This is a genomic window from Streptomyces sp. HUAS ZL42 (genome assembly GCF_040782645.1).
GTDB lineage: Bacteria > Actinomycetota > Actinomycetes > Streptomycetales > Streptomycetaceae > Streptomyces.
In genome coordinates this window covers 7,221,034-7,247,511 of the sequence record NZ_CP160403.1, presented here as the reverse complement: position 1 = coordinate 7,247,511, position 26,478 = coordinate 7,221,034, and the positions used below count along the sequence as shown (strand labels likewise).

At 71.5% G+C, this 26,478-nt stretch carries 22 protein-coding genes; 8 read left to right on the top strand and 14 right to left on the bottom strand.

Annotation, left to right across the window (positions count from 1 at the left end; all coding sequences use genetic code 11):
* Positions 1-89 precede the first annotated feature (89 nt).
* Genes murD through rsmH form a run of 7 tightly spaced genes read right to left on the bottom strand, consistent with a single transcriptional unit; the run spans position 90 to position 9,182 of the window.
* Entirely contained in the window at positions 90-1,538 is a 1,449-nt protein-coding gene (gene murD, locus ABZO29_RS32940; RefSeq protein WP_367323823.1) for a UDP-N-acetylmuramoyl-L-alanine--D-glutamate ligase, read from the bottom strand.
* A complete protein-coding gene (mraY, locus tag ABZO29_RS32935) occupies positions 1,520-2,590 on the bottom strand; it encodes a phospho-N-acetylmuramoyl-pentapeptide-transferase (RefSeq protein WP_367326312.1) in 1,071 nt (356 codons plus the stop codon). The genes murD and mraY overlap by 19 nt, the downstream gene beginning before the upstream one ends.
* Positions 2,590-3,996: a UDP-N-acetylmuramoyl-tripeptide--D-alanyl-D-alanine ligase gene (gene murF, locus ABZO29_RS32930; RefSeq protein ID WP_367323822.1), complete on the bottom strand. Its 1,407-nt coding sequence runs from the start codon at positions 3,994-3,996 to the stop codon at positions 2,590-2,592. The genes mraY and murF overlap by 1 nt, the downstream gene beginning before the upstream one ends.
* Before the next feature lie 28 nt (positions 3,997-4,024).
* The gene (locus ABZO29_RS32925) at positions 4,025-5,680 is read right to left on the bottom strand and encodes a UDP-N-acetylmuramoyl-L-alanyl-D-glutamate--2,6-diaminopimelate ligase (protein WP_367323821.1); all 1,656 of its coding nucleotides are present in this window, start codon (positions 5,678-5,680) and stop codon (positions 4,025-4,027) included.
* 26 nt (positions 5,681-5,706) lie between these two features.
* On the bottom strand, positions 5,707-7,656 hold the full coding sequence (locus ABZO29_RS32920) for a peptidoglycan D,D-transpeptidase FtsI family protein (protein WP_367323820.1): 1,950 nt from the start codon (positions 7,654-7,656) through the stop codon (positions 5,707-5,709).
* A 5-nt stretch (positions 7,657-7,661) separates the two neighbouring features.
* On the bottom strand, positions 7,662-8,192 hold the full coding sequence (locus tag ABZO29_RS32915) for a septum formation initiator family protein (protein ID WP_367323819.1): 531 nt from the start codon (positions 8,190-8,192) through the stop codon (positions 7,662-7,664).
* A gap of 33 nt (positions 8,193-8,225) precedes the next feature.
* The gene (rsmH, locus tag ABZO29_RS32910) at positions 8,226-9,182 is read right to left on the bottom strand and encodes a 16S rRNA (cytosine(1402)-N(4))-methyltransferase RsmH (RefSeq protein WP_367323818.1); all 957 of its coding nucleotides are present in this window, start codon (positions 9,180-9,182) and stop codon (positions 8,226-8,228) included.
* Positions 9,183-9,545: 363 nt separating this feature from the next.
* Between rsmH and ABZO29_RS32905 the strand changes: the two genes are divergently transcribed.
* From ABZO29_RS32905 to ABZO29_RS32890, 4 genes are all read left to right on the top strand, one after another.
* Positions 9,546-10,091: a beta-class carbonic anhydrase gene (locus tag ABZO29_RS32905; protein WP_367323817.1), complete on the top strand. Its 546-nt coding sequence runs from the start codon at positions 9,546-9,548 to the stop codon at positions 10,089-10,091.
* Between the two features lie 237 nt (positions 10,092-10,328).
* Complete coding sequence (locus ABZO29_RS32900; protein ID WP_367323816.1) at positions 10,329-11,366, top strand: AAA family ATPase; 1,038 nt, start codon at positions 10,329-10,331, stop codon at positions 11,364-11,366.
* Complete coding sequence (locus ABZO29_RS32895) at positions 11,366-12,739, top strand: DUF58 domain-containing protein (RefSeq protein ID WP_367323815.1); 1,374 nt, start codon at positions 11,366-11,368, stop codon at positions 12,737-12,739. Before ABZO29_RS32900 ends, ABZO29_RS32895 begins: the two co-directional genes overlap by 1 nt.
* On the top strand, positions 12,739-15,240 hold the full coding sequence (locus tag ABZO29_RS32890) for a DUF3488 and DUF4129 domain-containing transglutaminase family protein (RefSeq protein ID WP_367326311.1): 2,502 nt from the start codon (positions 12,739-12,741) through the stop codon (positions 15,238-15,240). Before ABZO29_RS32895 ends, ABZO29_RS32890 begins: the two co-directional genes overlap by 1 nt.
* A gap of 184 nt (positions 15,241-15,424) precedes the next feature.
* On the opposite strand, the gene ABZO29_RS32885 is transcribed toward ABZO29_RS32890, so the two are convergent.
* The 3 genes from ABZO29_RS32885 to ABZO29_RS32875 form a co-directional block, all read right to left on the bottom strand.
* Complete coding sequence (locus ABZO29_RS32885; RefSeq protein WP_367323814.1) at positions 15,425-15,814, bottom strand: DUF3040 domain-containing protein; 390 nt, start codon at positions 15,812-15,814, stop codon at positions 15,425-15,427.
* A 289-nt stretch (positions 15,815-16,103) separates the two neighbouring features.
* On the bottom strand, positions 16,104-16,931 hold the full coding sequence (locus tag ABZO29_RS32880; RefSeq protein ID WP_367323813.1) for a methyltransferase: 828 nt from the start codon (positions 16,929-16,931) through the stop codon (positions 16,104-16,106).
* Positions 16,932-17,098: 167 nt separating this feature from the next.
* A complete protein-coding gene (locus ABZO29_RS32875) occupies positions 17,099-17,662 on the bottom strand; it encodes an SAV_6107 family HEPN domain-containing protein (protein WP_367323812.1) in 564 nt (187 codons plus the stop codon).
* A gap of 172 nt (positions 17,663-17,834) precedes the next feature.
* Between ABZO29_RS32875 and ABZO29_RS32870 the strand changes: the two genes are divergently transcribed.
* The 4 genes from ABZO29_RS32870 (at position 17,835) to ABZO29_RS32855 (ending at position 23,299) form a co-directional block, all read left to right on the top strand.
* Complete coding sequence (locus ABZO29_RS32870; protein ID WP_367323811.1) at positions 17,835-18,635, top strand: ATP-binding cassette domain-containing protein; 801 nt, start codon at positions 17,835-17,837, stop codon at positions 18,633-18,635.
* Positions 18,607-20,691 carry a YhgE/Pip family protein gene (locus tag ABZO29_RS32865; protein ID WP_367323810.1) on the top strand — a complete coding sequence of 695 codons (2,085 nt, stop codon included), beginning with the start codon at positions 18,607-18,609 and terminating at the stop codon, positions 20,689-20,691. Before ABZO29_RS32870 ends, ABZO29_RS32865 begins: the two co-directional genes overlap by 29 nt.
* Positions 20,692-20,738: 47 nt before the next feature.
* Positions 20,739-21,368, top strand: a complete 630-nt coding sequence (locus ABZO29_RS32860; protein WP_367323809.1) for a TetR/AcrR family transcriptional regulator — start codon at positions 20,739-20,741, stop codon at positions 21,366-21,368.
* 428 nt (positions 21,369-21,796) lie between these two features.
* The gene (locus ABZO29_RS32855) at positions 21,797-23,299 is read left to right on the top strand and encodes a phytoene desaturase family protein (RefSeq protein ID WP_367323808.1); all 1,503 of its coding nucleotides are present in this window, start codon (positions 21,797-21,799) and stop codon (positions 23,297-23,299) included.
* Positions 23,300-23,326: 27 nt separating this feature from the next.
* On the opposite strand, the gene ABZO29_RS32850 is transcribed toward ABZO29_RS32855, so the two are convergent.
* The 4 genes from ABZO29_RS32850 to ABZO29_RS32835 all read right to left on the bottom strand — a co-directional run bounded on the left by ABZO29_RS32850 (position 23,327) and on the right by ABZO29_RS32835 (position 26,445).
* Entirely contained in the window at positions 23,327-24,265 is a 939-nt protein-coding gene (locus ABZO29_RS32850; RefSeq protein WP_367323807.1) for a hypothetical protein, read from the bottom strand.
* Between the two features lie 56 nt (positions 24,266-24,321).
* Complete coding sequence (gene metF / locus ABZO29_RS32845) at positions 24,322-25,245, bottom strand: methylenetetrahydrofolate reductase [NAD(P)H] (RefSeq protein ID WP_367323806.1); 924 nt, start codon at positions 25,243-25,245, stop codon at positions 24,322-24,324.
* Positions 25,246-25,355: 110 nt separating this feature from the next.
* Positions 25,356-26,012, bottom strand: a complete 657-nt coding sequence (gene thiE, locus ABZO29_RS32840) for a thiamine phosphate synthase (RefSeq protein WP_367323805.1) — start codon at positions 26,010-26,012, stop codon at positions 25,356-25,358.
* A gap of 67 nt (positions 26,013-26,079) precedes the next feature.
* Positions 26,080-26,445 (bottom strand): Rv2175c family DNA-binding protein, encoded by a 366-nt coding sequence (locus ABZO29_RS32835; RefSeq protein WP_367323804.1) that lies wholly within the window; start codon positions 26,443-26,445, stop codon positions 26,080-26,082.
* Positions 26,446-26,478 lie beyond the last annotated feature (33 nt).

The window sequence follows — 26,478 nt, the reverse complement described above, 5'->3', positions numbered from 1 at the left end:
CGGACACCTGCCGATCGAACCCGGGCCACATCCGAGTCACGCGTCCCTCCAAGGGTCCCCGAAGCACCCGATGTGGCCGAGCGCCACCGTCAGGTGCCCGCGCCGAGTGCGCGAACCGCCTCCGCGAACGCGTCACCGCGCTTGTTGTAGTTGGCGAACATGTCCATGGAGGCGCAGGCCGGCGCGAGGAGCACCGTGTCGCCCGCGGCCGCGAGCCGCTTCGCCTCCTGGACTGCCTGGAGCATCGCCCCAGTGTCGGTCCGGTCGAGGTCGACGACGGGTACTTCCGGGGCGTGTCGCGTCAGGGCTTCCTGGATCAGACCGCGGTCCGCGCCGATGAGGACCACTCCGCGAAGTCGCTTTGCCGACTTGGCGACGAGCTCGTCGAAGGTGGCGCCCTTCGCCAGCCCGCCCGCGATCCACACGATCGACTCGTACGCCGCCAACGAGGCCTCCGCCGCATGGGTGTTGGTGGCCTTGGAGTCGTCGACGTACGCCACACCGTCCACGTCGGCCACGTGCGCGATGCGGTGGGCGTCCGGCGTGAAGGCCCGCAGCCCGTCCCGTACGGCCTGCGGGGGCACCCCGAAGGCGCGGGCCAGGGCCGCAGCCGCGAGGGCGTTGGCGATGTTGTGCGGGGCCGGCGGGCGGACGTCGGAGACCTCGGCGAGTTCCTGGGCGTTCTTGTGCCGGTTCTCGACGAAGGCGCGGTCGACCAGGATGCCGTCCACGACGCCGAGTTGGGACGGCCCGGGCGTGCCGAGGGTGAAGCCGACGGCCCGGCAGCCCTCCTCGACGTCGGCCTCGCGGACCAGGTCCTCGGTGGCCTTGTCGGCGACGTTGTAGACGCAGGCGACGCGATTGCCCTCGTAGGCACGACCCTTGTCGGCGGCGTACGCCTCCATGGAGCCGTGCCAGTCGAGGTGGTCGGGGGCCAGGTTCAGCACGGCCGCGGAGTGGGCGCGCAGGGAGGGCGCCCAGTGCAGCTGGTAGCTGGAGAGCTCCACCGCCAGGACGTCGTACTGCTCCTCGCCGAGGACCGCGTCCAGGAGCGAGACGCCGATGTTGCCGACGGCCGCCGTGCGCAGGCCCGCCGCCTTCAGGATGGAGGCGAGCATCTGCGTGGTCGTGGTCTTGCCGTTGGTGCCGGTGATCGCGAGCCAGGGCGCCGCGTCGGGGCCCCTCAGCCGCCAGGCCAGCTCGACGTCGCCCCAGACCGGGACGCCGGCTTCGTGCGCCGCGGCGAACAGCGGCTTGTCCGGCTTCCAGCCGGGCGCGGTGACGACGAGATCGGTGCCCTCGGGCAGGGACGCTCCGTCGCCGAGGCGCACGGTGACGCCGAGCGCCTCCAGCCCGGCGGCCTGCTCACGCGCGCGTGCGTCGTCGCCGTCGTTGACGACGGTGACCTTCGCGCCGAGGCCGTGCAGCACCTTGGCCGCCGGGATGCCGGAGACGCCGAGCCCGGCGACGGTGACGTGCTTGCCCTGGAATTCGTAGCGCCCGGGAGACACCGAGGAGGTCACTTGTCCGCTGCCCATCCTGCATAGAAGAGGCCCAGTCCGACAATCACACAGATGCCCTGAATGATCCAGAACCGGACCACGACGAGCACTTCGGACCAGCCCTTGAGTTCGAAGTGGTGCTGGAGCGGCGCCATGCGGAAGACGCGCCTGCCGGTCAGGCGGAAGGAGCCGACCTGGATGACGACCGACATGGTGATGAGGACGAACAGACCGCCGAGGATGGCGATCAGCAGCTCGGTGCGCGAGCAGATCGCGAGACCGGCGAGCACACCGCCGAGGGCCAGCGAACCGGTGTCACCCATGAAGATCTTGGCCGGCGAGGTGTTCCACCACAGGAAGCCGAGGCAGGCGCCCATCAGGGCGGAGGCCACGACCGCGAGGTCCAGCGGATCGCGCACCTCGTAACAGGCGTTGGGGTTGGTCAGTGTCGTCGCGTTGGCGCAGGACTCCTGGAACTGCCACACGCCGATGAAGGTGTAGGCGCCGAAGACCAGGACGGACGCACCGGTGGCGAGGCCGTCGAGACCGTCGGTGAGGTTCACGCCGTTCGACATCGCGAGGATCATGAACAGCGCCCACACGACGAACAGCACCGGGCCGATCGTCCAGCCGAAGTCCGTGATGAACGACAGCTTCGTGGAGGCCGGGGTGTTGCCACGGGCGTCCTCGAACTGCAGCGAGAGCACGGCGAACGCGATGCCGACGATCAGCTGGCCGGCCATCTTCGCCTTGGCCCGCAGACCGAGCGAGCGCCGCTTGACGATCTTGATGTAGTCGTCGAGGAAGCCGACCATGCCCATGCCCGCCATCAGGCCGAGCACCAGCAGACCCGAGAACGTCGGGGCGTATCCGGTGATCACCTTGGACAGGAAGTACGCGGCGATGGTCGCCAGGATGAAGGCGATACCGCCCATCGTCGGCGTACCGCGCTTGCTGGCGTGCTCGCGCGGGCCGTCGTCACGGATGTACTGGCCGTAGCCCTTGCGGGCGAGGAGCTTGATCAGCAACGGCGTGCCGACCAGGGTCAGGAACAGGCCAATGACTCCTGAGAACAGGATCTGCTTCATCATCGGGCGGCAACCTCACCCTCGGCACCGGCCTCGAGCAGCGCCAGGGCAACGCTTTCGAGACCCACCGACCGGGACGCCTTCACGAGTACGACGTCCCCCGGGCGCAACTCGCTGCGCAACAGGTCGACCGCCGCCTGTGCGTCGGACACGTGCACCGACTCCTCACCCCACGAACCCTCGTTATATGCGCCCAGTTGCAGCCAGGCGGCTTCCCTGCCCCCGACCGCGACGAGCTTGCCGACATTGAGCCGGACGGCGAGCCGTCCGACCGCGTCGTGCTCGGCGAGCGCCTCGTCCCCGAGCTCGGCCATCTTGCCGAGCACCGCCCAGGTCCGCCGCCCCTTGCCCATCGCCGCGAGTGCGCGCAGGGCGGCTCGCATGGACTCGGGGTTCGCGTTGTAGGCGTCGTTGACGACCGTCACGCCGTCCGGGCGCTCGGTGACCTCCATCCGCCAGCGGGAGAGGGAGCCCGCCTCGGAGAGCGCGGTGGCGATCTCTTCCGCGGACATGCCCAGCTCATGGGCGACGGCGGCCGCGGCGAGCGCGTTCGACACGTGGTGCTCACCGTACAGGCGCATGGTCACGTCACTGCACCCGGAGGGTGTGTGAAGGCTGAACGCGGGCTGTCCCGTGTCCGTGAGTCTCACGTTCTCGGCGCGTACGTCCGCTTCGCCGGACTCTCCGAAAAGGATCACCTTCGCCTTCGTGCGGGAGGCCATGGCCCGTACCAGCGGATCGTCGGCGTTGAGGATCGCCGCCCCGTCCTCGGGGAGGGCCTCCACGAGTTCACCCTTCGCCTGTGCGATCTGCTCGCGGCCGCCGAACTCGCCGATGTGGGCGGTGCCCACGTTGAGGACGAGGCCGATCCTCGGGGGCGTCAGCTCGGTGAGGTAGCGGATGTGGCCGATGCCGCGGGCGCCCATCTCCAGCACGAGGAACCTGGTCTCCTCGGTGGCGCTGAGGGCCGTGAGCGGCAGTCCGATCTCGTTGTTGAGCGAGCCGGGGGTCCACACGGTCGGCGCCTTGCGCTGCAGCACCTGGGCGATGAGGTCCTTGGTGCTGGTCTTGCCCGCGGAGCCGGTCAGGGCGACGAGGGTGGCGCCGAGCCGTCGTACGACGTGCCGCGCGAGGGCGCCGAGCGCCGTCCGGACGTCCTCGACGACGATCGCGGGCACGCCGACGGGGCGGGAGGCCAGGACACCGGCCGCGCCCGCCTCGACGACCGCGGCCGCGAAGTCGTGGCCGTCCACACGTTCACCGGCGAAGGCGACGAAGAGGCTGCCGGGCACCACCTCGCGGGAGTCCCGGACGACCGGTCCGGTGACCCGCACCGACGGATCCGGTATGTCGTGCGTCTGCCCGCCGACGACTTCTGCGATCTCGGCGAGAGAGAGGGCGATCACAAGTTCATCCCCTGGGTCTTCTGGATTTTCATCCCTGGGTGTTCTGGACGGCTTCGCGAAGTACCTGGCGGTCGTCGAAGGGACGGACCACCCCGGCGATGTCCTGGCCCTGTTCGTGGCCCTTGCCCGCGACCAGCACGGTGTCCCCGGGCCGTGCGCGGGCGACCGCGGCTGCGATCGCGGCGGCCCGGTCCTCGAAGAGGAGGACCTCACCGCGCTCGTGTACTGGCACGGACGCCGCGCCCTCGAGCATGGTTGCGAGGATCGCGAGGGGATCCTCGGAGCGGGGGTTGTCCGAGGTCAGTACGGCCGTGTCGGCCAGGCGGGCCGCGGCGGCGCCCATGGGCGCCCGCTTGGTCCGGTCGCGGTCGCCGCCGCAGCCGAGGACGACGTGCAGCCGGCCCTTGGTGACCTTGCGCAGCGCCTTGAGGACCGATTCGACGGCGTCGGTCTTGTGCGCGTAGTCGACCACCGCGAGGTACGGCTGCCCGGCGTCCACTCGCTCGAGGCGGCCCGGTACGCCGGGCACTGCCGCGACGCCGTCGGCGGCGGCCTGCGGATCGAGGCCTGCCACGGACAGGGCGACGATCGCGGCGAGGGTGTTGGCGACGTTGAAGGGACCCGGCAGCGGGGATTTGGCGGCGATGCGCTCGCCCTGGGGGCCGACGACCGTGAACGTCGAGTCCATCGGGCCGACTTCGACGTCCTCGGCACGCCAGTCGGCGTCGGGATGGCCCTCGGCGGAGAAGGTGACGACCGGGACGCCGGCCTCCTCGACGAGCCTGCGCCCGTACTCGTCGTCGAGGTTGACCACGCCGAGTTTGCTGCGTTGCGGTGTGAAGAGGCTCGCCTTGGCCCGGAAGTAGTCCTCCATGCCGGAGTGGAACTCCATGTGTTCCGGGCTGAGGTTGTTGAAGACGGCGATGTCGAAGACGCAGCCGTCGACGCGGCCGAGCACCAGGGCGTGGCTGGAGACCTCCATGGCGACCGCCTCGACGCCACGCTCGCGCATGACGGCGAACAGGGCCTGCAGGTCGGTGGCTTCGGGGGTGGTGCGCTCCGACTTGATGCGCTCGTCGCCGATGCGCATCTCGACCGTGCCGATCAGCCCGGTGCTGCGGGTGGTCTTCAGACCGCCTTCGACGAGGTACGCGGTGGTGGTCTTGCCGGAGGTGCCGGTGATGCCGATCTGGAGCAGGTCGTGGCCCGGCCGGCCGTAGATCGTGGCCGCAAGCTCGCCCATCCGTCCCCGTGGGTCCTCGACGACCAGCACCGGCAGACCGGTCGCGGCGGCCCGCTCGGCGCCCGTGGGGTCGGTCAGCACGGCGGCCGCGCCGAGGCCGGCGGCCTGGGTGACGAAGTCGGCGCCGTGCAGGCGGGCGCCCGGGAGGGCGGCGTACAGGTCGCCGGGGCGCACGGCGCGCGAGTCATGGGTGATGCCCGTGACGTCGGCTGTCCGCTCCGGTGCGGTGACACCCAGCTGATCGGCGAGCTCCGCGAGGGGTGTTGCGGAGACCCGGACCGGCCTGGGCGGTCCCGGATATGTCACAGGAACGCCCTTCTGGGTGGTTTGGGACTGATCAGCGTGTGGCACGGCGGTGAGCGTACCGGGCTCACCCGCCTGTGAGCGAAGCGAGGGCGTGGGCGGGGCCTGGTTCCCGGGGTCGGGAGTGATCATGGTCACGGATCGTTCCTGACTGGTTGCGCTGATCAGGGGGTGTAGGTGACCGGGAGGTTGGCGGCCTTGGCCCCGGTCGGCGGAACCTGGAGGGTCTTCAGCGCGAACTCCATCACCTGTTTGTAGATGGGACCGCAGATCTGGCCGCCGAAGTAGCTGCCCTTGGTGGCGTTCTGGATCGCGCAGTAGACGGTGATACGGGGGTTGTCCGCGGGGGCGAATCCGGCGAACGACGAGGTGTATCCCTTGTACTTGCCGGTGGCCGGATCCACGCGGTTGGCCGTGCCCGTCTTGCCCGCGACCCGGTAGCCGGGGATGCGTGCCTTGGTGCCGGTGCCTTCCCGGTCGTCCACGACCGACTCCAGCATCTGGGCGAGGGTCTTCGCCGTCTTCGCGCTGATGACCCTGGTCTCCTTGGGCTTCGCGGCGGGGGTGAAGCGGCCGTCGGGGCCCTTGGTGCCGCGCACGAGGGTCGGTTCGACACGGACGCCGCCGTTGGCGATCGTCGAGTAGACGGATGCCGCCTGCATCGCGTTGAGGGACACGCCCTGGCCGAAAGGAATCGTGTACTGCTGCGAGGTGGACCACTCGTCGGGCGCCGCGAGGATGCCCTTCGTCTCGCCGGGGAAGTCGAGCCCGGTGTAGCCGCCGAGGCCGAACTTGCGCAGATAGGAGTAGAGGACCTGGTTCGCCCGGGCCTGCGTCTTGCCGAGCTGGCCGGTCGCCAGGATGGTGCCGATGTTGCTGGACTTGGCGAGCACGCCGTTGAGGGTGAGGTACCAGGTCTCGTGGTCGATGTCGTCCTTGAAGAGCCGGTCGCCGCGGTGCAGCCGGTTCGGTACGACGACGTGGGTCAGCGGCGTGGCGACGTTCTCCTCGAGGACGGCGGCCATCGACATGACCTTGGCGGTGGAGCCGGGTTCGTAGGCGTCCTGGAGGGCCGCGTTGCCCAGGTCCGCCGAGTTGGCCTGGGAGAGGTCGTTGGGGTCGAAGCCGGGTGAGTTGGCCATGGCGAGGATCTCGCCGGTGCGGGTGTCCTGGACGATCACGTAACCGCGGTCCGCCTTGGACTTCTTCACCTGCTCGGTGATGGCGTTCTGGGCGGCCCACTGGATGTCGCGGTCGATCGTCAGCTCCACGTCGGAGCCGGGCACGGCGGGTGTCTCGGTGGAGCCGGCGGTCGGGACCTGACGGCCACCGGACTGGGCGTAGCGGATCTTGCCGTCCTTGCCGGACAGCAACTTGTTCAGCTGCTGCTCGATGCCGCCGCCGCCCTTGCCGTCGCTGTTGACCCAGCCCAGTATCCCGGCGGCCAGGTCGCCGTTCGGATAGACGCGCTTGCTGCTGGCCACAGCGAAGACGCCCGCCAGGACGTTGACGGTCGACGAGTCGGTCCTGCCCTTCGCGACGAGCGCGGTCCGCAGGTCCTTGATCTGCTTCCACACCTGGGGGGTCTGCCGCGGGGCGAGCATCACGTACTGCCCCTTCGAGCGCAGTTTCTCCGTGAGCTCGGCCTGGTCCCGGCCGAGGATCGGCGCCAGCAGCGCGGCCGCCTGTTCGGGCCCGTCGTCGATCTTCAGCTGTTTGCTGGTGAACATCGTGGGGTCGGCGGTGATGTCGTACGCGTCCACGCTGGTCGCGAGGGCCACGCCGGTGCGGTCGGTGATCCCGCCGCGTTCGGCGGCCAGGACGTAGCCGACGTAGCGGTTGCGATCGGCCTTGGCGGCGTAGGCGCTCGCGTCGACGGCCTGGACCTGCAGCAGCCGTACGACGAAGGCGATCATCACCAGCGTCAGGGCCAGGCCGACCATGCGCAGGCGGGGGCGCGGGCTGCCGAGCCGGATCGGGCGGGGGGCCGCCGGCCGGGCCGGGGCGGGGCGGCGGGCCGGGCGGGCGCCGGGGCCGGGGCGCCGCTGGTTGCCGGGGCGGGCGGGCCGGGCGGGGCCGGGCACGCGGCGGCGCGGCGGTTCCCTGTCGGACACTTCCGTCACCTGCCGGGGGTCGTGGTGGTGGAGGGCTGAGGGGTGGAGGGGGTGGCCGCGGCGGTCGTGGGCGCCGGGGCGGATGCGGTCGGCGAGGAGGAGACGAGCGTGGTCAGCGCCTCCGGGGCGAGGACCAGCGGCGTGGACGCGGGGTCCTGCCGGGCGGCGGCCGGGGCCGGTGACGGTACGCCCTTGACGGTGCCGTCGGAACCGAGGAAGGCGGGGTCGCCGCCGGGCACCATGCCGAGCTCGCGGGCGCGGCGCTGGAGGGCGTCGGGCGCGGAGTAGGCGTCGATGTCCCGCTGCAGGGCCTGCTGCTCGTCGGTGAGGCTCTTCGTCTCCTTCTGGAGGTCGTCCAGTTTGAACGAGCCCTCGCTCAGCGCCGAGTTCAGCACCAGGAGGCCGATGAGGCCGCCGCCGAGAAGAAGGACGACGAGGAGGACGAAGGGGGTGCGGGCCGCCTGTCCGGGGCTCGCCGCCGGAATGAGCCGCGCGAGCCGGGCCGCCCTCCCCCTCAGCTCGGGTCTGCTACTCACGCACCCTCCAGTGAGTCCCGTTCCCCCACCCACTCACTCGACGTCCTCCCTGATGCGCTCGACCCCCCGCAGCCGCGCCGGGGCCGCCCGCCGGTTCTCGGCGACCTCCTCCTCGGTGGGAAGTTCGGCACCACGCGTGAGCAGCTTGAGCCGCGGCTGGTAGCGCTCGGGGACGACCGGCAGCCCGGGCGGCGCGGTGGAGGCGGCACCGGCCGCGAAGACCTGCTTGACCAGCCGGTCCTCGAGCGAGTGGTAGGACAGGACGGCTATCCGCCCGCCGACGTCGAGCGCCTTGACGGCCGCCGGGACGGCCCGCTCCAGGACGGCGAGTTCGCCGTTGACCTCGATCCGCAGGGCCTGGAAGGTGCGCTTGGCCGGGTTGCCGCCGGTGCGCTTGGCGGCCTGGGGAAGCGCGTCGCGGATCAGTTCCACGAGCCGGGCGCTGTTGCTGAAGGGCTCCTTCTCGCGCCCGCGCACGATGGCGGCCACGATCCGCTTGGCCTGCTTCTCCTCGCCGTAGGCGCGCAGGATCCTGACCAGCTCGCCGGCCGGGTAGGTGTTGAGGACCTCGGCGGCGCTGATGCCGGTCGTCTGGTCCATGCGCATGTCGAGCGGCGCGTCCTGGGCGTAGGCGAAGCCGCGGTCGGCCTCGTCCAACTGCATGGAGGAGACGCCGAGGTCGAACAGAACGCCCTGCACGCGCGCGATGCCGAGCCTGTGGAGCACCTCGGGGAGCTCGTCGTACACCGCGTGCACCAGGGTGGCGCGCTCGCCGTACGGCGCGAGCCGCTCGCCCGACAGGCGCAGGGCCTCCTTGTCGCGGTCGAGGGCGACGAGCCGGACCTCCGGGAACCTGGCCAGCAGGGCCTCGCTGTGGCCACCGAGTCCGAGCGTGCAGTCGACGACCGCGGCTCCGGGCCGCTCGAGGGCGGGGGCCAACAGGTCCAGGCACCGCTGGAGCATCACCGGGACGTGTCGACTCTGACTCAAGGGGCCCTCTCAGGTCCGGCGCGACACGTACGCACCACCGGGTCCCCGCCCGCTCGTGAAGGGGAGGCCTGCCGGCGCCGGAAGCGTCAGCCGGCCGGGAGCGGGAGGAGGCCGAGCCGTACGTACGCGCCGCGCACGTGGGGAGATCCGGAAGCTCGCCGGGGTCTTTGGGGGAATGCAGTCCAGCAGGGAGAACCACGCCTCCCGCTTCGCGTCACTTTAGTCCACGGTGTCTCGCGGTCAATCAACCGGCCTGCGCGTCGCGGACCCCCTTGTGGGTTACCTCACACACTGGACGTGATGACGCTCTTTTTCCGTTCTCACGACAGGACCGGAGGGGCCGTGACCAGTAACGTCATAGCCATGACGACTTCTGCATCCGTACCCACCGAGTCCGAAGGCGCCATACACGGCGGCACGGTGACCGACCGCCTCGTCGAGGCGAACGCGCAGTACGCCGCCGCATTCACCGATCCCGGGATGGACGCCCGGCCCGTCCTGCACGTCGCCGTGGTGGCCTGCATGGACGCCCGTCTCGACCTGCACGCCGCCCTCGGCCTGGAGCTCGGCGACTGCCACACCATCCGCAACGCCGGCGGGGTCGTCACCGACGACGTGATCCGCTCGCTCACCATCAGCCAGCGCAAGCTCGGCACCCGCAGCGTGGTCCTCATCCACCACACCGGATGCGGACTGGAGGCGATCACGGAGGACTTCCGCACCGACCTGGAGATGGAGGTGGGCCAGCGCCCGGCGTGGGCCGTGGAGGCCTTCCGGGACGTCGACCAGGACGTCCGGCAGTCGATGCAGCGCGTGCGCACCTCGCCCTTCCTGCTGCACACCGACGACGTGCGCGGCTTCGTCTTCGACGTGAAGACCGGTCTGCTGCGCGAGATCGACCCGGCGTAACCGTCCACCGTCACTGTCGTTTCGCTGTTAATTTCCGGCTCCCGGGCACCCAAAAGGCCACAACACCGACATATCGCGGGCAGTTGTCCACAGGCGAGTGACACGAATCGGTAACGGCGGCAAGAATGCGGGTGTGACGTCACGCGGAACTTTCCACGCGTGGTGTCCGTGTTCGGGGTGGGCCGGTCCGCATCGCAGAGCGACGGCCCGGAGAAAGTACGGGCCGAGGAGGGCCGGGTGACGACCTATGACGAGCGAGCAAGCCTTACAGATCTGACTGCCACCGTGGAGCGGGTCCGCAGTTCGGTGGAAGGAGTGATCGAGGGCAAGCCCGAGGTCGTACGGCTTTCGCTGACCGTACTGCTCGCCGAGGGACATCTTCTGATCGAGGATGTGCCGGGAGTCGGCAAGACGATGCTCGCCAAGGCACTGGCGCGGTCCATCGACTGTTCGGTACGGCGCATCCAGTTCACGCCCGACCTGCTGCCCTCGGACATCACCGGCGTGTCCATCTGGGACCAGCAGCGCCGGGACTTCGAGTTCAAGCCGGGCGCGATCTTCGCGCAGATCGTGATCGGCGACGAGATCAACCGTGCGTCGCCCAAGACCCAGTCCGCGCTCCTGGAGTCGATGGAGGAACGCCAGGTCACCATCGACGGGCAGACCTACGAGCTGCCCAGCCCGTTCATGGTGGTGGCCACGCAGAACCCGGTCGAGATGGAGGGCACCTACCCGCTGCCCGAGGCCCAGCGCGACCGCTTCATGGCCCGCGTCTCCGTGGGGTATCCCAGCGCGGAGGCCGAGCTGCAGATGCTCGACGTGCACGGCGGCGCGTCCCCGCTGGAGGACATGCAGCCGGTGGCGCACGCGCACGACATCGTCAAGCTGATCGACGCGGTCCGCGGTGTCCACGTCGCCGACACGGTCCGGCGGTACGCGGTCGACCTGGTCGCCGCCACCCGCACCCACCCCGACCTCAGACTCGGTGCCTCGCCACGCGCGACCCTGCACCTGCTGCGCGCGGCGAAGGCGTCCGCCGCCCTCAGCGGCCGGGAGTACGCGCTCCCGGACGACGTGCAGAACCTCGCCGTCGCCGTCCTGGCCCACCGTCTGCTGCCCACCGCGCAGGCCCAGCTCAACCGGCGTACGGCGGAGCAGGTCGTCCAGGAGATCCTGCAGCGCACCCCGGTTCCCGCGGCCCCCCAGCAGCAGCACGGCTACGGCCTGGGCACCGGCACGCAGGCGTACGGCCAGCAGCCGCCGCGGAGGCTGTGATGACCGCCGGCGGGCCGGGCCCCGCGGAGACCGACCGGGGAGAAAAGGGCGGTATCCGCACGGCCCTGGCCGGTCTGACCACCCGCGGACGCTCCTTCCTGGCCGCCGGAGTCGCGGCCGCCATCTGCGCCTACGTCCTCGGCCAGGCCGACCTGCTGCGTGTCGGCCTGCTGCTCGCGGCGCTGCCCCTGGTCTGCGCGACCGTCCTCTACCGCACGCGCTACCGGGTGGCCGGCAGTCGCCGGCTCTCCCCCGCGCGCGTGCCCGCCGGGTCCGAGGCCCGGGTCCATCTGCGGATGGACAACGTCTCCCGACTGCCCACCGGTCTGCTGATGCTGCAGGACCGGGTGCCGTACGTCCTCGGCCCGCGCCCCCGTTTCGTCCTGGACCGGGTGGAGGCCGGCGGCCGCCGGGAGGTGTCCTACCGGGTGCGTTCCGATCTGCGCGGCCGCTATCCGCTGGGCCCGCTGCAGCTGCGCCTGACCGACCCCTTCGGCATGTGCGAGCTGACCCGGTCCTTCTCGACGTACGACACGCTGACCGTGATCCCGCGCGTGGAGGCGCTGCCGCCGGTGCGGCTGACCGGCGAGGCGAAGGGGTACGGCGACGGACGGCAGCGCTCGCTCGCCCTGGCCGGCGAGGACGACGTCATCCCGCGCGGGTACCGCTACGGCGACGACCTGCGCCGCGTCCACTGGCGCTCCACCGCCCGCTACGGCGAGCTGATGGTGCGCCGCGAGGAGCAGCCGCAGCGCTCCCGCTGCACGGTGCTCCTCGACACCCGGGGCATCGCCTTCCAGGGCGCGGGCCCGGACTCGGCCTTCGAGTGGGCGGTCGCGGGCGCCGCGTCGGCGCTGGTGCACATGCTCGAGCGGGGCTTCTCCGTCCGGCTGCTCACCGACACCGGCAGCTCGGTTCCCGGCGAGGGCGCCGACGGGTTCGCGGGCGCGAGCCAGGAGTCGGCGGACGCGGCCGGGCTGATGATGGACACCCTCGCGGTGATCGACCACTCGGACGGTACGGGTCTGTCCCTGGCGTACGACGTGCTGCGCGGCGGCAACGAGGGGCTGCTGGTGGCCTTCTTCGGCGACCTCGACGAGGAACAGGCCGCGGTGGCCGCCAGGATGCGGCAGCGCAGCGGAGGCGCCGTCGCCTTCGTGCTGGACAGCGACGCCTGGGTGCGCGAACCGAACGACGTGCCCGGACCGATGAGGGGTACGGAGGAGCGGCTGCGGATGCTGCGCGAGGCGGGCTGGACGGCCCTGGGCGTGCCGCGGGGCGTCTCGCTGCACGAGCTGTGGCGTCAGGCGGACCAGGAGCGCAACGGCATCGTGACCGCGAGCGGGACGGGCAACGGGGAGGCAGGCTCATGATGAGCGGGCAGGCACGACTGGCGCTGTGCGCCTGGGCGGCCACGCTGATGGCGTCGTGCGCCCTGCTGCCCCTCGTCGACCCGGCCACGTGGTTCCTGCAGGCGGCCTTCCTGCTCGGCATCCAGTCGCTGGTGGGCGCGGCGACCCGGCGGGTGCCGCTGGCCCGGCCGCTGACCGTGGCCGCGCAGACCGCGGTCACGCTGATGCTGCTGACCCTGGTCTTCGCCCGGCAGCAGGGCTTCCTCGGCCTGTTCCCCGGCCCGGAAGCCTTCCAGCGGTTCGCCGACCTGCTCCAGCAGGGCACGGACGACGTGGGGCGGTACGCGATCCCGGCGCCGCTGTCCGACGGCATCAAGCTGATGCTGATCGGCGGTGCGCTGGTGATCGGGCTGGCGGTCGACACCCTCGCGGTGACCTTCCGCAGCGCGGCCCCGGCCGGCCTGCCGCTGCTCGCGCTGTACTCGGTCGCCGCGGGGCTGTCCGACGGCTCCGGTGACTGGGCGTGGTTCCTGATCGCGGCGGCCGGCTATCTCATGCTGCTGCTGACGGAGGGCCGCGAGCGGCTGTCGCAGTGGGGCCGGGTCTTCGGCGGGGCGCCACGCATGCCCGGTGGGGAGTCGGGTCCCGTGGCGCCGGTGCGCACAGGGCGGCGCATAGGCGCGGTCGCGCTGGGCGTGGCCCTCGTGGTGCCGCTGCTGCCGCTGCCCGCGATAGAGGGCGGCCTGCTGGGCAGCGCCAGGACCGGAGTCGGCGCGGGCACCGGCGGCGGGGGCACGATCTCCGCGGTCAACCCGCTGGTGTCGCTGCGCGACAGTCTGAACGTGGACGAGAACCGCCAGGTCCTGTCGCTGAAGACCAACTCGGACAACCTCTCGGACCTGTATCTGCGGATCGTGTCCCTGGACGACTTCGACGGCACCACGTGGAAGCCGTCCAAGCGGCACATCGTCGCCGTGCCGGACGAGTTCCCCACGCCCACCGGCCTGGGCCCCGACATCAAGCGGGCGGAGATCACGACCCGGATATCGGCCGCCGACTGGTACGGGCAGGACTGGCTGCCGATGCCGTACCCGCCGAGCGGCGTGAAGATCAAGGGCAACTGGCGCTACGAACCGGTCGGCATGACCCTCGTCGGCGACCACGGTCAGAACACACGCGGTCAGACGTACGAGGTGAAGAGCCTCTCGGTGCAGCCGACGGCACAGCAGCTCGCCGCGGCGCCGCAGGCGGCCGGGTCGCTGCGGAGCGAGTACACGAAGGTTCCGAAGTCACTGCCGGAGGTGGTGGCCCGCACGGCCCGGCAAGTGACCGAGGACGCGCAGAACGACTACGAGAAGGCCGTCAAACTCCAGGACTACTTCACCATCACGGGCGGCTTCCAGTACGACACCGAGGTGGAGGTAGGCAACGGCCCGGACGCGATCGCCCGGTTCCTGAAGGACAAGCAGGGCTTCTGCGTCCACTTCTCCTTCGCGATGGCGGCGATGGCCCGCACGCTCGGCATACCCGCCCGGGTCGCGGTCGGCTTCGCGCCGGGTACGCCGCAGTCGGACGGTTCGGTGTCGGTGGGGCTGAAGGACGCGCACGCCTGGCCCGAGCTGTACTTCGAGGGCGTGGGCTGGACCCGTTTCGAGCCGACGCCGAACCGGGGCACGACGCCGTCCTACACGCAGCCGGAGTCGCCGGGCAGCAGCGTTCCGGACCTGCCGCAGGCCACGCGGTCGGCGGGGGCGGCCCCCTCCGCCGCGCCCTCGGCGAGCACGAGCTGCGCGGCGCAGGACAGGAAGCTCGCGGCGTGCGCGGGAGCGCTGCCGCTCGACCCGGAGCAGAAGGACGACTCGGGCACGCCGTGGTACCAGACCCTCGGCTGGACGCTCCTGGGGCTGGCTGTGGTGATCGTGCCGCTGCTGCCCATGCTGTGGCGGCTCAGGCGGCGGTCGGTACGGCTGGCCTCGGCCCAGCACGCGGCGTCCGGTGCGGGGCAGGCACCGCCGGGCCGTGGGGATCCTGCCGGCCGGCAGTACACGGACGGGCTCCACATGACGGTCCTGCCGGGTGAGGTGCCGTCGCGGCAGGCCACAGAGGCGGCCGTCGGGCACGTCCTGGCCGTCTGGCGGGAGCTCACCGACACGGCCTGGGACTACGGCATCCCACCGGACGACGCCCTGACCCCGCGGAAGGCTGCCGCGCGCATCGTGCGGCTCGGCCAGTTGGACGAGCCGACCTCGGCGTCGGTGCACCGGGTGGCCGGCGCCGTGGAGCAGGTTCTCTTCGCCCCGCAGCCGCGGGCCGAGGCAGGCCTGGCCGAGGACGTGCGCAGGATGCGGGTGGCCCTGCGGTCGAGAGTCAGCCGGACCACGCGCCTGCGCGCGGTCGTCGCACCCCGTTCGGCGATCCGCGCGGTCTGGGAGCTCAACGACCGCTGGACGGCCGTCAGGGCCGCCTGGGCGGCCCGCTGGGCGGAGATGGTGCGCCGCCCGTCCGGTCAGCAGAGCGGCTGAGGAGCCGACGCAGACAGCTCGGCCCTTGCCCGGGGATTTCGGGGTGAGGGCCGAGTCGCATTTCGTGGGGTCGGCAGCGCCCCGCCGGGACTGACCAGAGCAGACCTGCCCAGGGCAGACCTGAGGGGGTGACCACCTCGTCGGTGGTCACCCCCTCAGGTGTCGCTCGGAAGCTGTGGTGAGGTCAGTGGCCCTGTTCGTCGCGGCGGCGCTGCCAGCGCTGTTCGATGCGGTCCATCATGGACCGCTTCGGCCTTCCCTGACGGTGAGCGTGTGATGCGCCGGCGCTCTGTTCGCCCGGCTTGGGAGCCTTGCGCCAGCCGGTCACGGCGAGTACCGCACAGCCCAGCATGACGAGGAAGCCCACGACGCTGAGCCAGACCTGCTTGGCGACCATTCCGGCCATGAGGAGCGCGATACCTACGAGGAAGCCCGCGACCGCCTGGTAGACCCGTCGCCGGGTGTACGTACGCAGCCCGCTTCCCTCGAGCGCTGTCGCAAACTTGGGATCTTCGGCGTACAGCGCTCGCTCCATTTGCTCGAGCATGCGCTGCTCGTGCTCCGAGAGCGGCACGGAGTCCTCCTCATCGTGCAGTCGCCGGGGCGACCCGGGGGTCCCTTCAGGATAGGCAGGGAATCGCCCCCGTGAAACCCGCCCCTCTACGCCAATTGGCCAACCGGAGTCCGCCATGGACGTCCCGGCTCGCTGAAGCTTCCATTCCCCAGCTGCCGACCCGTCATGCCGGGCGGTCTCCCTCGATCATACGGCTCGGAACGCCCGAACGGGGGGCCTGTGGCGTACTCCATCCGCAGCCAACGCCCTGATCAGCGGCGCCACCTCGGGGCTCTCCCACAGGAGGTTCTCAGGCCTCGGCAGCCCCCTGCGTCTCACCGAGCACATGCAGCTGGGTGGCGACGGAGTGGAAGGCCGGGAGCTCGGCCGCGGCCTCCTCCAGCTTCAGCAGGGCTTCCAGGGCTCCGGGCTCGGTGTCCACAAGCACGCCGGGGACGAGGTCGGCGAAGATCCGCACGCCGTGCACGGCCCCGACCGTGAGGCCCGCGCCCTCGACCAGTTCGGTCAGCTGCTCGGCGGTGAAGCGGCGCGGCATGGGGTCACCGGTGCCCCAGCGGCCGTGCGGGTCGTCGAGGGCCTGCTTGGCCTCCTTGAAGTGGCCGGCGAGGGCGCGCGCGAGCACGGCGCCGCCCAGACCGGCCGCGAGCAGGCTGAGGACACCCTCGGAGCGCAGGGCGGCCACCGCGTTGCGGACACCCTCGGCCGGGTCGTCGACGTATTCCAGGACGCCGTGGCACAGCACCACGTCGTAGCCACCGCGCTCGACCACGTCGAAGAGGCCGTGGGCATCGCCCTGGACGCCCTGCACCCGGTCGGCGACGCCGGCCTCGGCGGCGCGGCGCTCCAGGGCGAACAGGGCGTTGGGGCTGGGGTCGACGACGGTGACGCGGTGGCCGAGGCGGGCCACGGGCACCGCGAAGTTGCCGCTGCCGCCTCCGGTGTCGAGGACGTCCAGCGACTCCCGGCCCGTGGCCTTGACCCGCCGGTCGAGGGCGTCCTGGAGGACCTCCCAGACCACGGCCGTACGGAGAGAAGCGCGTGGTCGAGAGGGGTCGGAGCGCAGCGACGCCGTATGAGGGTGGCGGTGGGAGACGGGCGGGCGCATCGGGTCCGACACGGCAGTTGACTCCTCGGCGCGGCACCGCCACATGAACGGCGGAGCGAACGGGGCGCCTCCCCCGGCCCCGGGGTGCGGAAGGGGGAAGGCTTCAGGCGCTCTCCACCCTATTGCCTCCGGCGCCCCGCCTGGTCACTGCGGTGCTGCGTCCGGCCCTCACCGCAGGCTCAGCCGGCGTCCGGCATGTCGCGCTCCCCGCCGCGGCCCTCCGCCTCGTCCGCGTCCTCGCGCGGCTGCGGCAGGACCGGCTGGAGGACCAGCATCCGCTCGACGAGACGGATGAACATCGCCACGTCGCGTATCAGATCGTCGGCGTCCCGGCGGTTGGCCGCGCCCTGGATGCCCGCCTCGGCCCGGGCGCGGCGCCGGGCCCCGGAGGCGAACAGCGCGCTCCACTCGGTGAGTTCGGGCGCGATTTCGGGGAGCACTTCCCAGGCGCTCCTGATGCGGGCCCGGCGCCGCGGTGTGGACTCCGGGCGCCCGCGCGCGGCCAGCACGGCGGCGGCGGTGCGCAGGGCGGCGAGGTGGGCCGTCGCGTAGCGCTCGTTCGGTGTTTCGAGGACGGTCGCCTCGTCGAGTGCGGTACGGGCCTGGGCTAGCAGGTCGAGGGCGGCGGGCGGGGCCGTGGCCCGGCGCAGTACGGGGTGCACGTCGCTCGCCGGGCCGGTCAGTGAGGGGGCAGGGCCGGTTGCGCGGCGCCGGCGTGCGGCGGCTGCGTGGTAGCTGGCCATGACGAACCTCCTGTCGTCTGTGTGACGGCACGCCCTCATACGGGGATGCCGTATGTGCCCATCGTGAGGTATGGCACTGACAATCCGTTCTGACCTGGGTCTTTGCTTCGATCGAGAGTTCGGGTTAGTTTTTGCACTGACCAGTCAGTTCAAATAGTTCAGGGGATTGGCCATGGGGGAAGCCGAGGGCGGCGTCGCCGTCACGGCCCGCGACTTCGGGCTCAAGGGGCCCCGCGGCTGGGCGTTCCGCGGCATCGCCGTCGACGCGGGGCCCGGCGCGCTGATCGCGGTCGAAGGACCGTCGGGGTCGGGGCGCACCAGCCTGCTGCTCGCGTTGACGGGACGGATGAGGGCAACGGAGGGGACCGCCACCGTCGGCGGGGCCGGGCTGCCGAAGCATCTGGCAGCGGTGCGCCGTGTCAGCGGGCTCGCGCACGTTCCCGGCGTCACCGACCTGGACCCGGCCCTGACCGTCGGCGAGCACCTGCGCGAACGGGCGCTGCTGCAACGACGGTTCAGCGGCTCACTGCGCGGCCTGCTGCGGCCCCGCGGGGAGCGCGCGGCCGAGTCGAAGCTGCGTATCGACACCGCGCTCGCCGCCGCCGGCCTCGACCGGGAGGCCCTGCCCAAGGGCGACCGGACCGCCGTGGGCGACCTGGAACGCCTCGAAGCCCTGCGCCTGTCCGTCGCCCTCGCCCTCATCGGCCGCCCGCGTCTGCTGGGCGTCGACGACACGGACCTCAAGCTCTCGGACGCCGATCGGGCGGAGGCCTGGGCGCTCCTCAGGTCCGTCGCCGAGGCCGGGACCACGGTCGTGGCGGTGTGCAGCGAGGCCCCCGAGGACGCCGTCAGGGTGTCCACCGGCGAAAGGCCGGACGCCCAGCACAAGCCGGAAGCCCAGGACAAGCCTGAAACCCAAGACCGTCCGGAGAAGGAGGATGCGGATGCGCTCGCCGAAACTGGCCGCTCTTGAGCTGCGGCGCTTCGGCCGCGGCAAGCTGCCGCGTGCCGCCCTGGTGGCGCTCCTGCTGCTGCCCCTGCTGTACGGCGCGCTGTACCTGTGGTCGTTCTGGGACCCGTACGGCCGGCTGGACCGCATCCCCGTAGCGCTGGTGAACGACGACAAGGGGGCGACGGCCGGCGGGAAGAGGATCACCGCGGGCGACGACATCACGAAGGGGCTGCTCGACAGCGAGGTCTTCGACTGGCACGAGGTGAGCGCCGACGAGGCACGCGCGGGCGTGGAGGACGGCACGTACTACCTGTCGCTGACCATGCCGGCCGACTTCAGCAGGCGCATCGCCTCGAGTGCGGGCGACGCCCCGGAGACGGGCGCACTGCAGGTGCGCACGAACGACGCGAACAACTACATCGTCGGGCAGATCTCGCGGACGGTCTTCGGCGAGGTGCGCACGGCCGCGTCCACGAAGACGTCGCGGTCCTTCCTGGACCGGATCTTCATCTCGTTCTCCGACATCCACGGCGCGACCGTGAAGGCCGCTGACGGCGCCGACAAGCTCACCGGCGGCATCGGGAAGGCGGAGAAGGGATCCAGGGACCTCGCCGACGGGCTGAAGGACGCCGAGGACGGCAGCGGCAAGCTGTCCAAGGGCCTGAAGAAGCTGAACAGCGGCGCGGGCGACCTGGAGGACGGCTCCGAGCAGGTCTCGGACGGCACACAGGCGCTCGCCGACAAGGTCAACGCCGTCGACGAGAAGGTGGGGCCCTTCCTCGAGGACAACGAGAAGACCATCGGGGACACCGCCCGGCTCGTCGCCGACTCCGCCAAGGCGATCCGCGACAACCTCGACACCCTGGCGAAGACCGCACCGATCGCCGCCAAGCGCGCACACACGGCATCCGACACGCTGGATTCCGTGTACAGGACACGGTGCGAGAGCGCCGTGCTGCCCGATCCCGCCTGCTCCGACCTCGAGAAGGCGAAGGACGCGGCCGCCGACGTGGCCACGATCGCCGACGACGTCAACACGCTGGTCGCCGGCCAGAACGGCGATCTGAAGAAGCTCGACAAGCACCTCGCCACGCTCCAGAAGCAGGCCCAGGCGCTCGCCGACCGGGCCCCGCACCTCGCCGAGGACCTCGACGACGCCGTCACCAAGATCAACAAGCTGAACGAGGGGGCCGCCAAGGTCGCCGCGGGCGCGAAGAAGCTGCACACAGGGCTCGGCACCGCCAAGACGGGCGCGGCGGACCTGGACGAGGGCATGGGCAGGCTCAGCACCGGCGCCGACGACCTCAACGGCGGCATGTTCAAGCTCGTCGACGGCTCCGGAAAGCTCGCGGGCGGTCTGCACGACGGTGCCGAGCGGGTCCCCGACTACGACAAGAAGGACCGCGACGCACGCACCACCGTCATGGCGGACCCGGTCCGGCTCGCCTCCGAGGACCTGCACAAGGCGCCCAACTACGGCACCGGTTTCGCCCCGTACTTCATCCCGCTGTCGCTGTGGGTGGGCGCGATGGTGGCGTACATGCTGATCCCGCCGATGAACCGGCGCGCGCTCGCGGCGGGCGCCCCGGCTTGGCGGATCGCGCTGGCGGGCTGGCTGCCCGTGGTGGCGATCGGGGTACTGCAGACCACGGCCCTGATGGCGGTGCTGCACTGGGCGGTCGGCCTGCAGATGGCCCGGGCGGCCGGGACGGTGGGCTTCCTGTTCCTGGTGACGGCCTGCTTCGCGGCCATGGTGCAGTGGCTCAACGCCAGGTTCGGGGCGGCGGGCCGCATCCTCGTCCTCGCCCTGCTGATGCTCCAGTTGACGTCCGCGGGCGGCACGTACCCCGTGCAGACCAGTCCGGGCTTCTTCAACGCGATCCACCCCTTCCTGCCCATGAGCTACGTCGTCGAGGCCCTCAGGCGGCTCATCACGGGCGGCGGAGCGGCACCGGTGTGGCACGCGTGCGTGGTGCTCGCCGCCTTCACCGCGGGCGCCCTCGCACTGACGGCCCTGTCGGCGCGGCGCCGGCAGGTGTGGACGCTCGACCGGCTGCATCCGGAGCTGAGCCTGTGAGCCGTCAGGACACCGCCGCACGCCCCGTAGCTGTGACAATCAGGGCCATGGAAAGCAGCAGCACCACGTCGGCCGGCGCCTCGCGCCGCGAGGCCACCCGGCAGAAGCTCTACGAGGCGGCCGTCACGCTCATCGCCGAGCAGGGCTTCTCCGCCACCACGGTCGACGAGATCGCCGAGCGGGCCGGGGTCGCGAAGGGCACGGTCTACTACAACTTCGCCAGCAAGTCCGTCCTCTTCGAGGAGCTGCTGCGGCACGGTGTGGGACTCCTCACCGCCTCGCTCCGGGAGGCGGCCGAGCAGACGGAGCGGGACGGCGGCAGCAAGGTCGACGCCCTGGACGCCATGATCCGCGCGGGGCTCGGCTTCATCGCCCGCTACCCGTCCTTCACCCAGCTGTACGTGGCCGAGCTGTGGCGCACCAACCGCGCGTGGCAGTCCACGCTCATGGTGGTCCGTCAGCAGGCGGTGGCGGTCGTCGAGGGTGTCCTGCGCGAGGGCATCGAGAACGGCGAGTTCAGCGACGAGATCGACGTCCAGCTGACCGCGGCCGCGCTGGTCGGCATGGTTCTGGTGGCCGCCCTGGACTGGCAGGCCTTCCAGCCCGAGCGATCCCTGGACGACGTCCACGCGGCGCTGTCCCGGCTGCTCCAGGGGCGGGTCAGCGGCGCACGCTGAGCGGCCGCACGCGAAAGCGCCGGTCCGATGTGGCCGCGTCCCCCGCGGGCCACTCTCGAACCGGCGCTTCCCCTTGCTCCCCCGTACGTCCCCCCGTTGGAACCCCCGTTGCGGTCGCTCCCCCGGATCCCCCGTGCCTCGCTCCCGCCGACTTGGCCGGCGGAAGGAGCGGATCGAGGGCCGCTCCGTTCCGGCGCCCCGTGTCGCCGGTACCGGAGCCGCGCCCCTTCTCCGTGCCTCAACTCTCTCGTTCGCGCAGGTCCGGCCCCATCCGCGCGCGTACTCATCTCACCGGCTAGGTACGGATACTCAGTCCTGCGCACTCATCCCCAGGACCCTCTGTTGCCGACTGGTGACGAAAGCGTCCGTGCCGGTACTCCCCCACCGCCGTGGCCAGGTTGTCAGTGGCGGCCGATAAGGTCGCAGACATGGCACGCATTGCGGTGATCGGCGCCGGGACGGGCGCACTGGCGGCTGCCGCCCGGCTGGCCGTCGCGGGCCACCGGGTGGCGGTGTACGAGCGTACGGAGACGTACGGCGGAGCGGTGCGCCGCTTCGAGCGGGACGGATTCTCCTTCGACACCGGCCCCGGACTGCTCCCCCTCCCCGCCGTGTACCGCGACCTGTTCGTCAAGACCGGCAAGGAGCCGCTGGAGGCGTGCGTCGAACTGGTCCAGGTCGACCCGTCGTCGCGGCACGTCTTCGCGGACGGCACCGCGGTGTCCCTGCCGAACGCCTCGAGGGCGGGCGTCGTCTCGGCCCTGGACGAGGCGCTCGGGGCGCGCGCGGGGCAGCGCTGGGGCGACTTCCTGGTCCGGGCCCGCGAGGCCTGGGACCGCACACGCCGGCCCCTTCTGGAGGAGCCCCTGTGGCCGAACTGGTCGGTGCTGGCCGAGCACGAGCCCTACCCGGCGGTCCCCCACAAGCGGCTGCTGCGCACCCGCCGGGCCGGGACACTCGCCGAGATCGGTGCCTGGGAGCTGCGTGACCCGAGGCTCGCCGCGCTGCTGGAGAGCCACGCGCTCGCATACGGGCTCGACCCACGCTCCACTCCGGCGAGCGCGGCCGTGCTGCCGTACATGGAGCACGCCTTCGGCATGTGGTACGTCCGCGGTGGCATACGCGAGCTGGCCCGCGCGGTGTACGAGCGGTGCGTGGCGCGGAAGGTCGAGTTCGTCTTCGGCGCAGAGGTCACCGGGATCCTGGAGAAGGACGGCCGGGCGGCGGGGGTGGAGCTGGCGGACGGGAAGGTCGTGGAGGCCGACCAGGTGGTCGCGGGGGTCGATCCCGTGCGGCTCAACGGCCTGACGGAGCACCCGCTGGACGCCGACGGTGACGTACGGCCCGACGCGGCGACGGCCCGCCCCGGACGCTTCACTGTGCTGCTGGCTCTCAGAGGCGCGCGTGAGGCGGGCGGCGCACATCGCACGGTGGTCCACGCGCCCGACCGCACCGCCGAGTTGGACTTCCTCAGCGCGCAGACCGGCGCCCCCGCACGGCCCACGGTGACGGTGCTGCGGCCGGACGACCCGGCGCTTCGGCCCGACGACGAGCACGAGTCGGTGGTGGTGTCGGCGGTCGTGCCGACCGAGGTGGAGTGGGGCCGGAGCGACTTCGCCGACCGGTTCGCCGAGGTCGTCCTGGTGGCCGCCGAAGCCGCCGTCCCCGGACTGCGCGAACGCCTCCTGTGGCGCGAGGTGCAGGTGCCGGAACAGGTCACGGACCTGACCGGATTCGGAGAGCTCTCGGCGCCCGCACTGGCCGCCGGCAACGGCCGCTTCCTTCACCCGGCCAACACCACACGGCTGACCGGGCTCTACCGGGTGGGCGAGTGGTCCCACCCCGGCGGCGGTCTCCCGCACGCCGGGATGTCGGGCGCGCTGGTCGCGGGGCTGATCGTGGAGGGGCCGGGCTTCCGGGGCTCTCAGTGAGACGCCGGTGGCGGAGACCCGGGGTTCTCAGAAACGGTACTGCTCGTCGTAACCGTTGCCCTGCTGCCCGTCGCCCTGGTACGGGTACTGCTGCTGCTCCGGGGGCAGTTCGCCGCCGTACGACTCGTCGGTGCGCTGCTGCGGGACCCATACGCCGCCGGCCGGGGTCTCGCCGTAGCCGCCGCTGCCGTACTGGTCCTGGCCGTAGCCCTGCTGGCCGTACTGCTGCTGGCCGCCGTAGGTGGTGTCGTACGTGCCGTAGCCCTGGGTGCCGTACGGGTCGGAGTAGCCGGAGTACTGCTGCTGGCCGGTGGTGTCGTAGCCGTACTGCTGCTGGCCGTAGCCGGAGTAGTCGTAGGCGTAGTTCTGGTCGGCGCCCTGGGCGGCCGTCGCGTACTGGTCCTGGGACTGGCCGGAACCGGCGTACGCGGAGTCGCTGTATATGCCGTAGGAGCCGGTGTCCTCCGGCATGGGCTGCGGCTCGTACACGGCGGTGCTCTCGGCGGCCGCGGCCTGGGCGGCGCGCGCGGGGGTGAACACGTCGTCACGGTCGTAGTCGTCGCCGTAGGCGCCCTTGTCCTGGCCGTACGCCCCGCTGTCACGGCCGTAGGCGTCGGCCTCGTCGCCGTCGGCCGACTCCAGGTCGGAGTCCTCGAGCGAGGGGTCCTGGCGCTCCGCGTTGCCGCGGCGGCCCTTGAGTCCGTCGGCGCCCGGGCGGCTGACGGCCCAGCCGGCCGCGAAGCCGCGGCGGAACGAGAGGGTGACGTAGGTCTGGCCGACCGCGAAGGCGGCCGCACCCAGCCCGATGACGATCACCGACGGGATCAGCACACCCAGGACCACGCCGAGGAAGCCGACGAACGCCAGCAGTCGCCAGCGAAGCCGTGCCTTGTACTGCAGCAGCACTTCGCCGAGCAGCCACAGTGCGACGATTCCGAACGCAATGTAGAGGACCGTCCAGCCCATGTACGCCCCTCTCCCAGTGGCCGCTACGCAGTGTGTCGTATGTCGGTGCGACCGGTCTAGGCCTGCGGCGGGTGGTGCAGGCCCAGGTTCTCGTAGATTTCCAGGGTCGCCGTGGAGTTGTTGAGCGTGATGAAGTGCAGTCCGGGCACTCCCTCGGCCAGCAGCCGCGCGCAGAACTCCGTGGCGAATTCGATCCCAATGGAGCGTACAGCGGCCGGATCGTCTTTGGCTGTGAGGATCCGCTCTTTCAACTCGGCCGGAAACGCGGCATTGGTGAGGGAAGGGACCCTGGCCAGTGTCTTCGCGCTGGCGATCGGCATGACCTCGGGGATGATCGGGGTGTCGCAGCCGGCCGCCGCGACCCGGTCGCGCAGGCGTAGGTAGTCCTCCGGGTCGAAGAACATCTGCGTGATCGCGTAGTCCGCTCCCGCGCGGCACTTGTCGACGAAGTGACGGACGTCGGCGTCCCAGTCGCTGGACCGCGGGTGCATCGCGGGGAAGGCCGCGACGCCCACGCAGAAGTCGCCGGACGCCTTGATGAGTTCGACGAGTTCGGCGGCGTAGGCGAGGCCCTGGGGGTGAGGCACCCAGTCGCCCATCGGGTCGCCGGGCGGGTCGCCGCGCAGCGCCAGCATGTTGCGGATGCCGGCGTCGGCGTACTGCCCGATGATGTTGCGCAGGTCGGCCACCGAGTGGTCGACCGCCGTGAGGTGGGCGATCGGTGTGAGCGTGGTGTCCGAGGCGATCGCCTCGGTCGCCTTGACCGTGCCCGAGCGGGTGGAACCGCCCGCGCCGTAGGTCACGGAGACGAAGTCCGGAGCGACTGCCTCGACACGGCGCAGGGCGTTCCAGAGGTTCCGCTCGCCCTTCGGCGTCTTCGGGGCGTAGAACTCGAACGAATACGTCGTCTTGCCGGTCGCGAGCATGTCGCGGACGGTGCGGGCGTGATCCGACCGGGTGGATGCGGTGCCGAGGGCCATACTCGCAGGTTAGCCAGGGGCCAGCGGTCACCCAACCAGATGCGGGAGATTTGCCCGGTTTGTCGATTTGTTGTCCACCTATCGGACACCCCGTAGGGCTCGAGGGCTCGCTACACGTGCCGCAACCGCTTGGCGAACTCGCTCGCCGCCGCGCCCGGGTCGTCCGCCTCCGTGATCGCCCGTACGACGACCACGCGGCGGGCGCCCGCCTCGATCACCTCGTCGAGGTTGCCGAGGTCGATGCCGCCGATGGCGAACCAGGGGCGGTCGGTGCCGAGGGCGGCGGTGCGGCGGACCAGGTCCACGCCCGGGGCGTGGCGGCCGGGCTTGGTGGGGGTGGGCCAGCACGGGCCGGTGCAGAAGTAGTCCACGCCGTCCTGCACGGCGGCCGCGGCGGCCTCGGACTCCGCGTGGGTGGAGCGGCCTATCAGCACGCCGTCGCCGAGGATGGCGCGGGCCGCGGGGACGGGGAGGTCGCCCTGGCCCAGGTGGAGCACGTCGGAGCCGGCGGCGTGGGCGACGTCCGCGCGGTCGTTGACCGCGAGGAGCTTGCCGTGCCGGGCGCAGGCGTCGGCGAAGACCTTCAGGTGCTCCAGCTCCTCGGCCGCCTCCATGCCCTTGTCGCGCAGCTGCACGATGTCGACACCGCCGGTCAGGACCGCGTCCAGGAACTCCGGAAGATCGCCCTGGCGCCTGCGGGCGTCCGTGCAGAGGTAGACGCGGGCGTCGGCGAGGCGGGCGCGGGCGGTGGCTGCGGTGTCGGGCATGCGTGTGTTCCCCCGTTGGGTGGCGTACGGGCCGGGCCCGTACGCCGACGGTGTTCGGATCAGCAGTTCAGACGGCGAGCGCCTGGGCGCGGCGCTTCACCTCCGTGCCGCGATTCTCGCTCAGAGCCTGTGCGGGGGTGCCCGGCAGGCTCGGGTCGGGAGTGAAGAGCCACTCCAGCATCTCTTCGTCCGTGAAGCCGTCGTCCCTCAGCAGCGTCAGGGTCCCGGACAGGCCCTTGACGACCCGGTCCCCGTCGATGAAGGCGGCGGGGACGTGCAGCGCGCGGTTCTCGCCACGGCGTACGGCGATGAGCTGGCCCTCCTTGACCAGCTGCCGCACACGCGTCACCTCGACGCCGAGCTGTTCGGCGATGTCGGGGAGGGTGAGCCAGGCGGGGACGAGAGCATCGATCTTTGCGTCAATCTCGGTCACGTCATCAAGACTGCCATCCCGGACTGACAGTGG

Bases quoted from the DNA above. Each gene is read 5' to 3' on its own strand.
- murD (WP_367323823.1), bottom strand. From the start codon at position 1,538: ATGGGCAGCGGACAAGTGACCTCCTCGGTGTCTCCCGGGCGCTACGAA.
- mraY (WP_367326312.1), bottom strand. From the start codon at position 2,590: ATGAAGCAGATCCTGTTCTCAGGAGTCATTGGCCTGTTCCTGACCCTG.
- ABZO29_RS32905 (WP_367323817.1), top strand. From the start codon at position 9,546: ATGACGACTTCTGCATCCGTACCCACCGAGTCCGAAGGCGCCATACAC.
- ABZO29_RS32895 (WP_367323815.1), top strand. From the start codon at position 11,366: ATGACCGCCGGCGGGCCGGGCCCCGCGGAGACCGACCGGGGAGAAAAG.
- ABZO29_RS32890 (WP_367326311.1), top strand. From the start codon at position 12,739: ATGAGCGGGCAGGCACGACTGGCGCTGTGCGCCTGGGCGGCCACGCTG.
- ABZO29_RS32875 (WP_367323812.1), bottom strand. From the start codon at position 17,662: ATGGCCAGCTACCACGCAGCCGCCGCACGCCGGCGCCGCGCAACCGGC.
- ABZO29_RS32870 (WP_367323811.1), top strand. From the start codon at position 17,835: ATGGGGGAAGCCGAGGGCGGCGTCGCCGTCACGGCCCGCGACTTCGGG.
- ABZO29_RS32865 (WP_367323810.1), top strand. From the start codon at position 18,607: ATGCGCTCGCCGAAACTGGCCGCTCTTGAGCTGCGGCGCTTCGGCCGC.
- ABZO29_RS32860 (WP_367323809.1), top strand. From the start codon at position 20,739: ATGGAAAGCAGCAGCACCACGTCGGCCGGCGCCTCGCGCCGCGAGGCC.
- ABZO29_RS32855 (WP_367323808.1), top strand. From the start codon at position 21,797: ATGGCACGCATTGCGGTGATCGGCGCCGGGACGGGCGCACTGGCGGCT.
- ABZO29_RS32850 (WP_367323807.1), bottom strand. From the start codon at position 24,265: ATGGGCTGGACGGTCCTCTACATTGCGTTCGGAATCGTCGCACTGTGG.
- metF (WP_367323806.1), bottom strand. From the start codon at position 25,245: ATGGCCCTCGGCACCGCATCCACCCGGTCGGATCACGCCCGCACCGTC.
- thiE (WP_367323805.1), bottom strand. From the start codon at position 26,012: ATGCCCGACACCGCAGCCACCGCCCGCGCCCGCCTCGCCGACGCCCGC.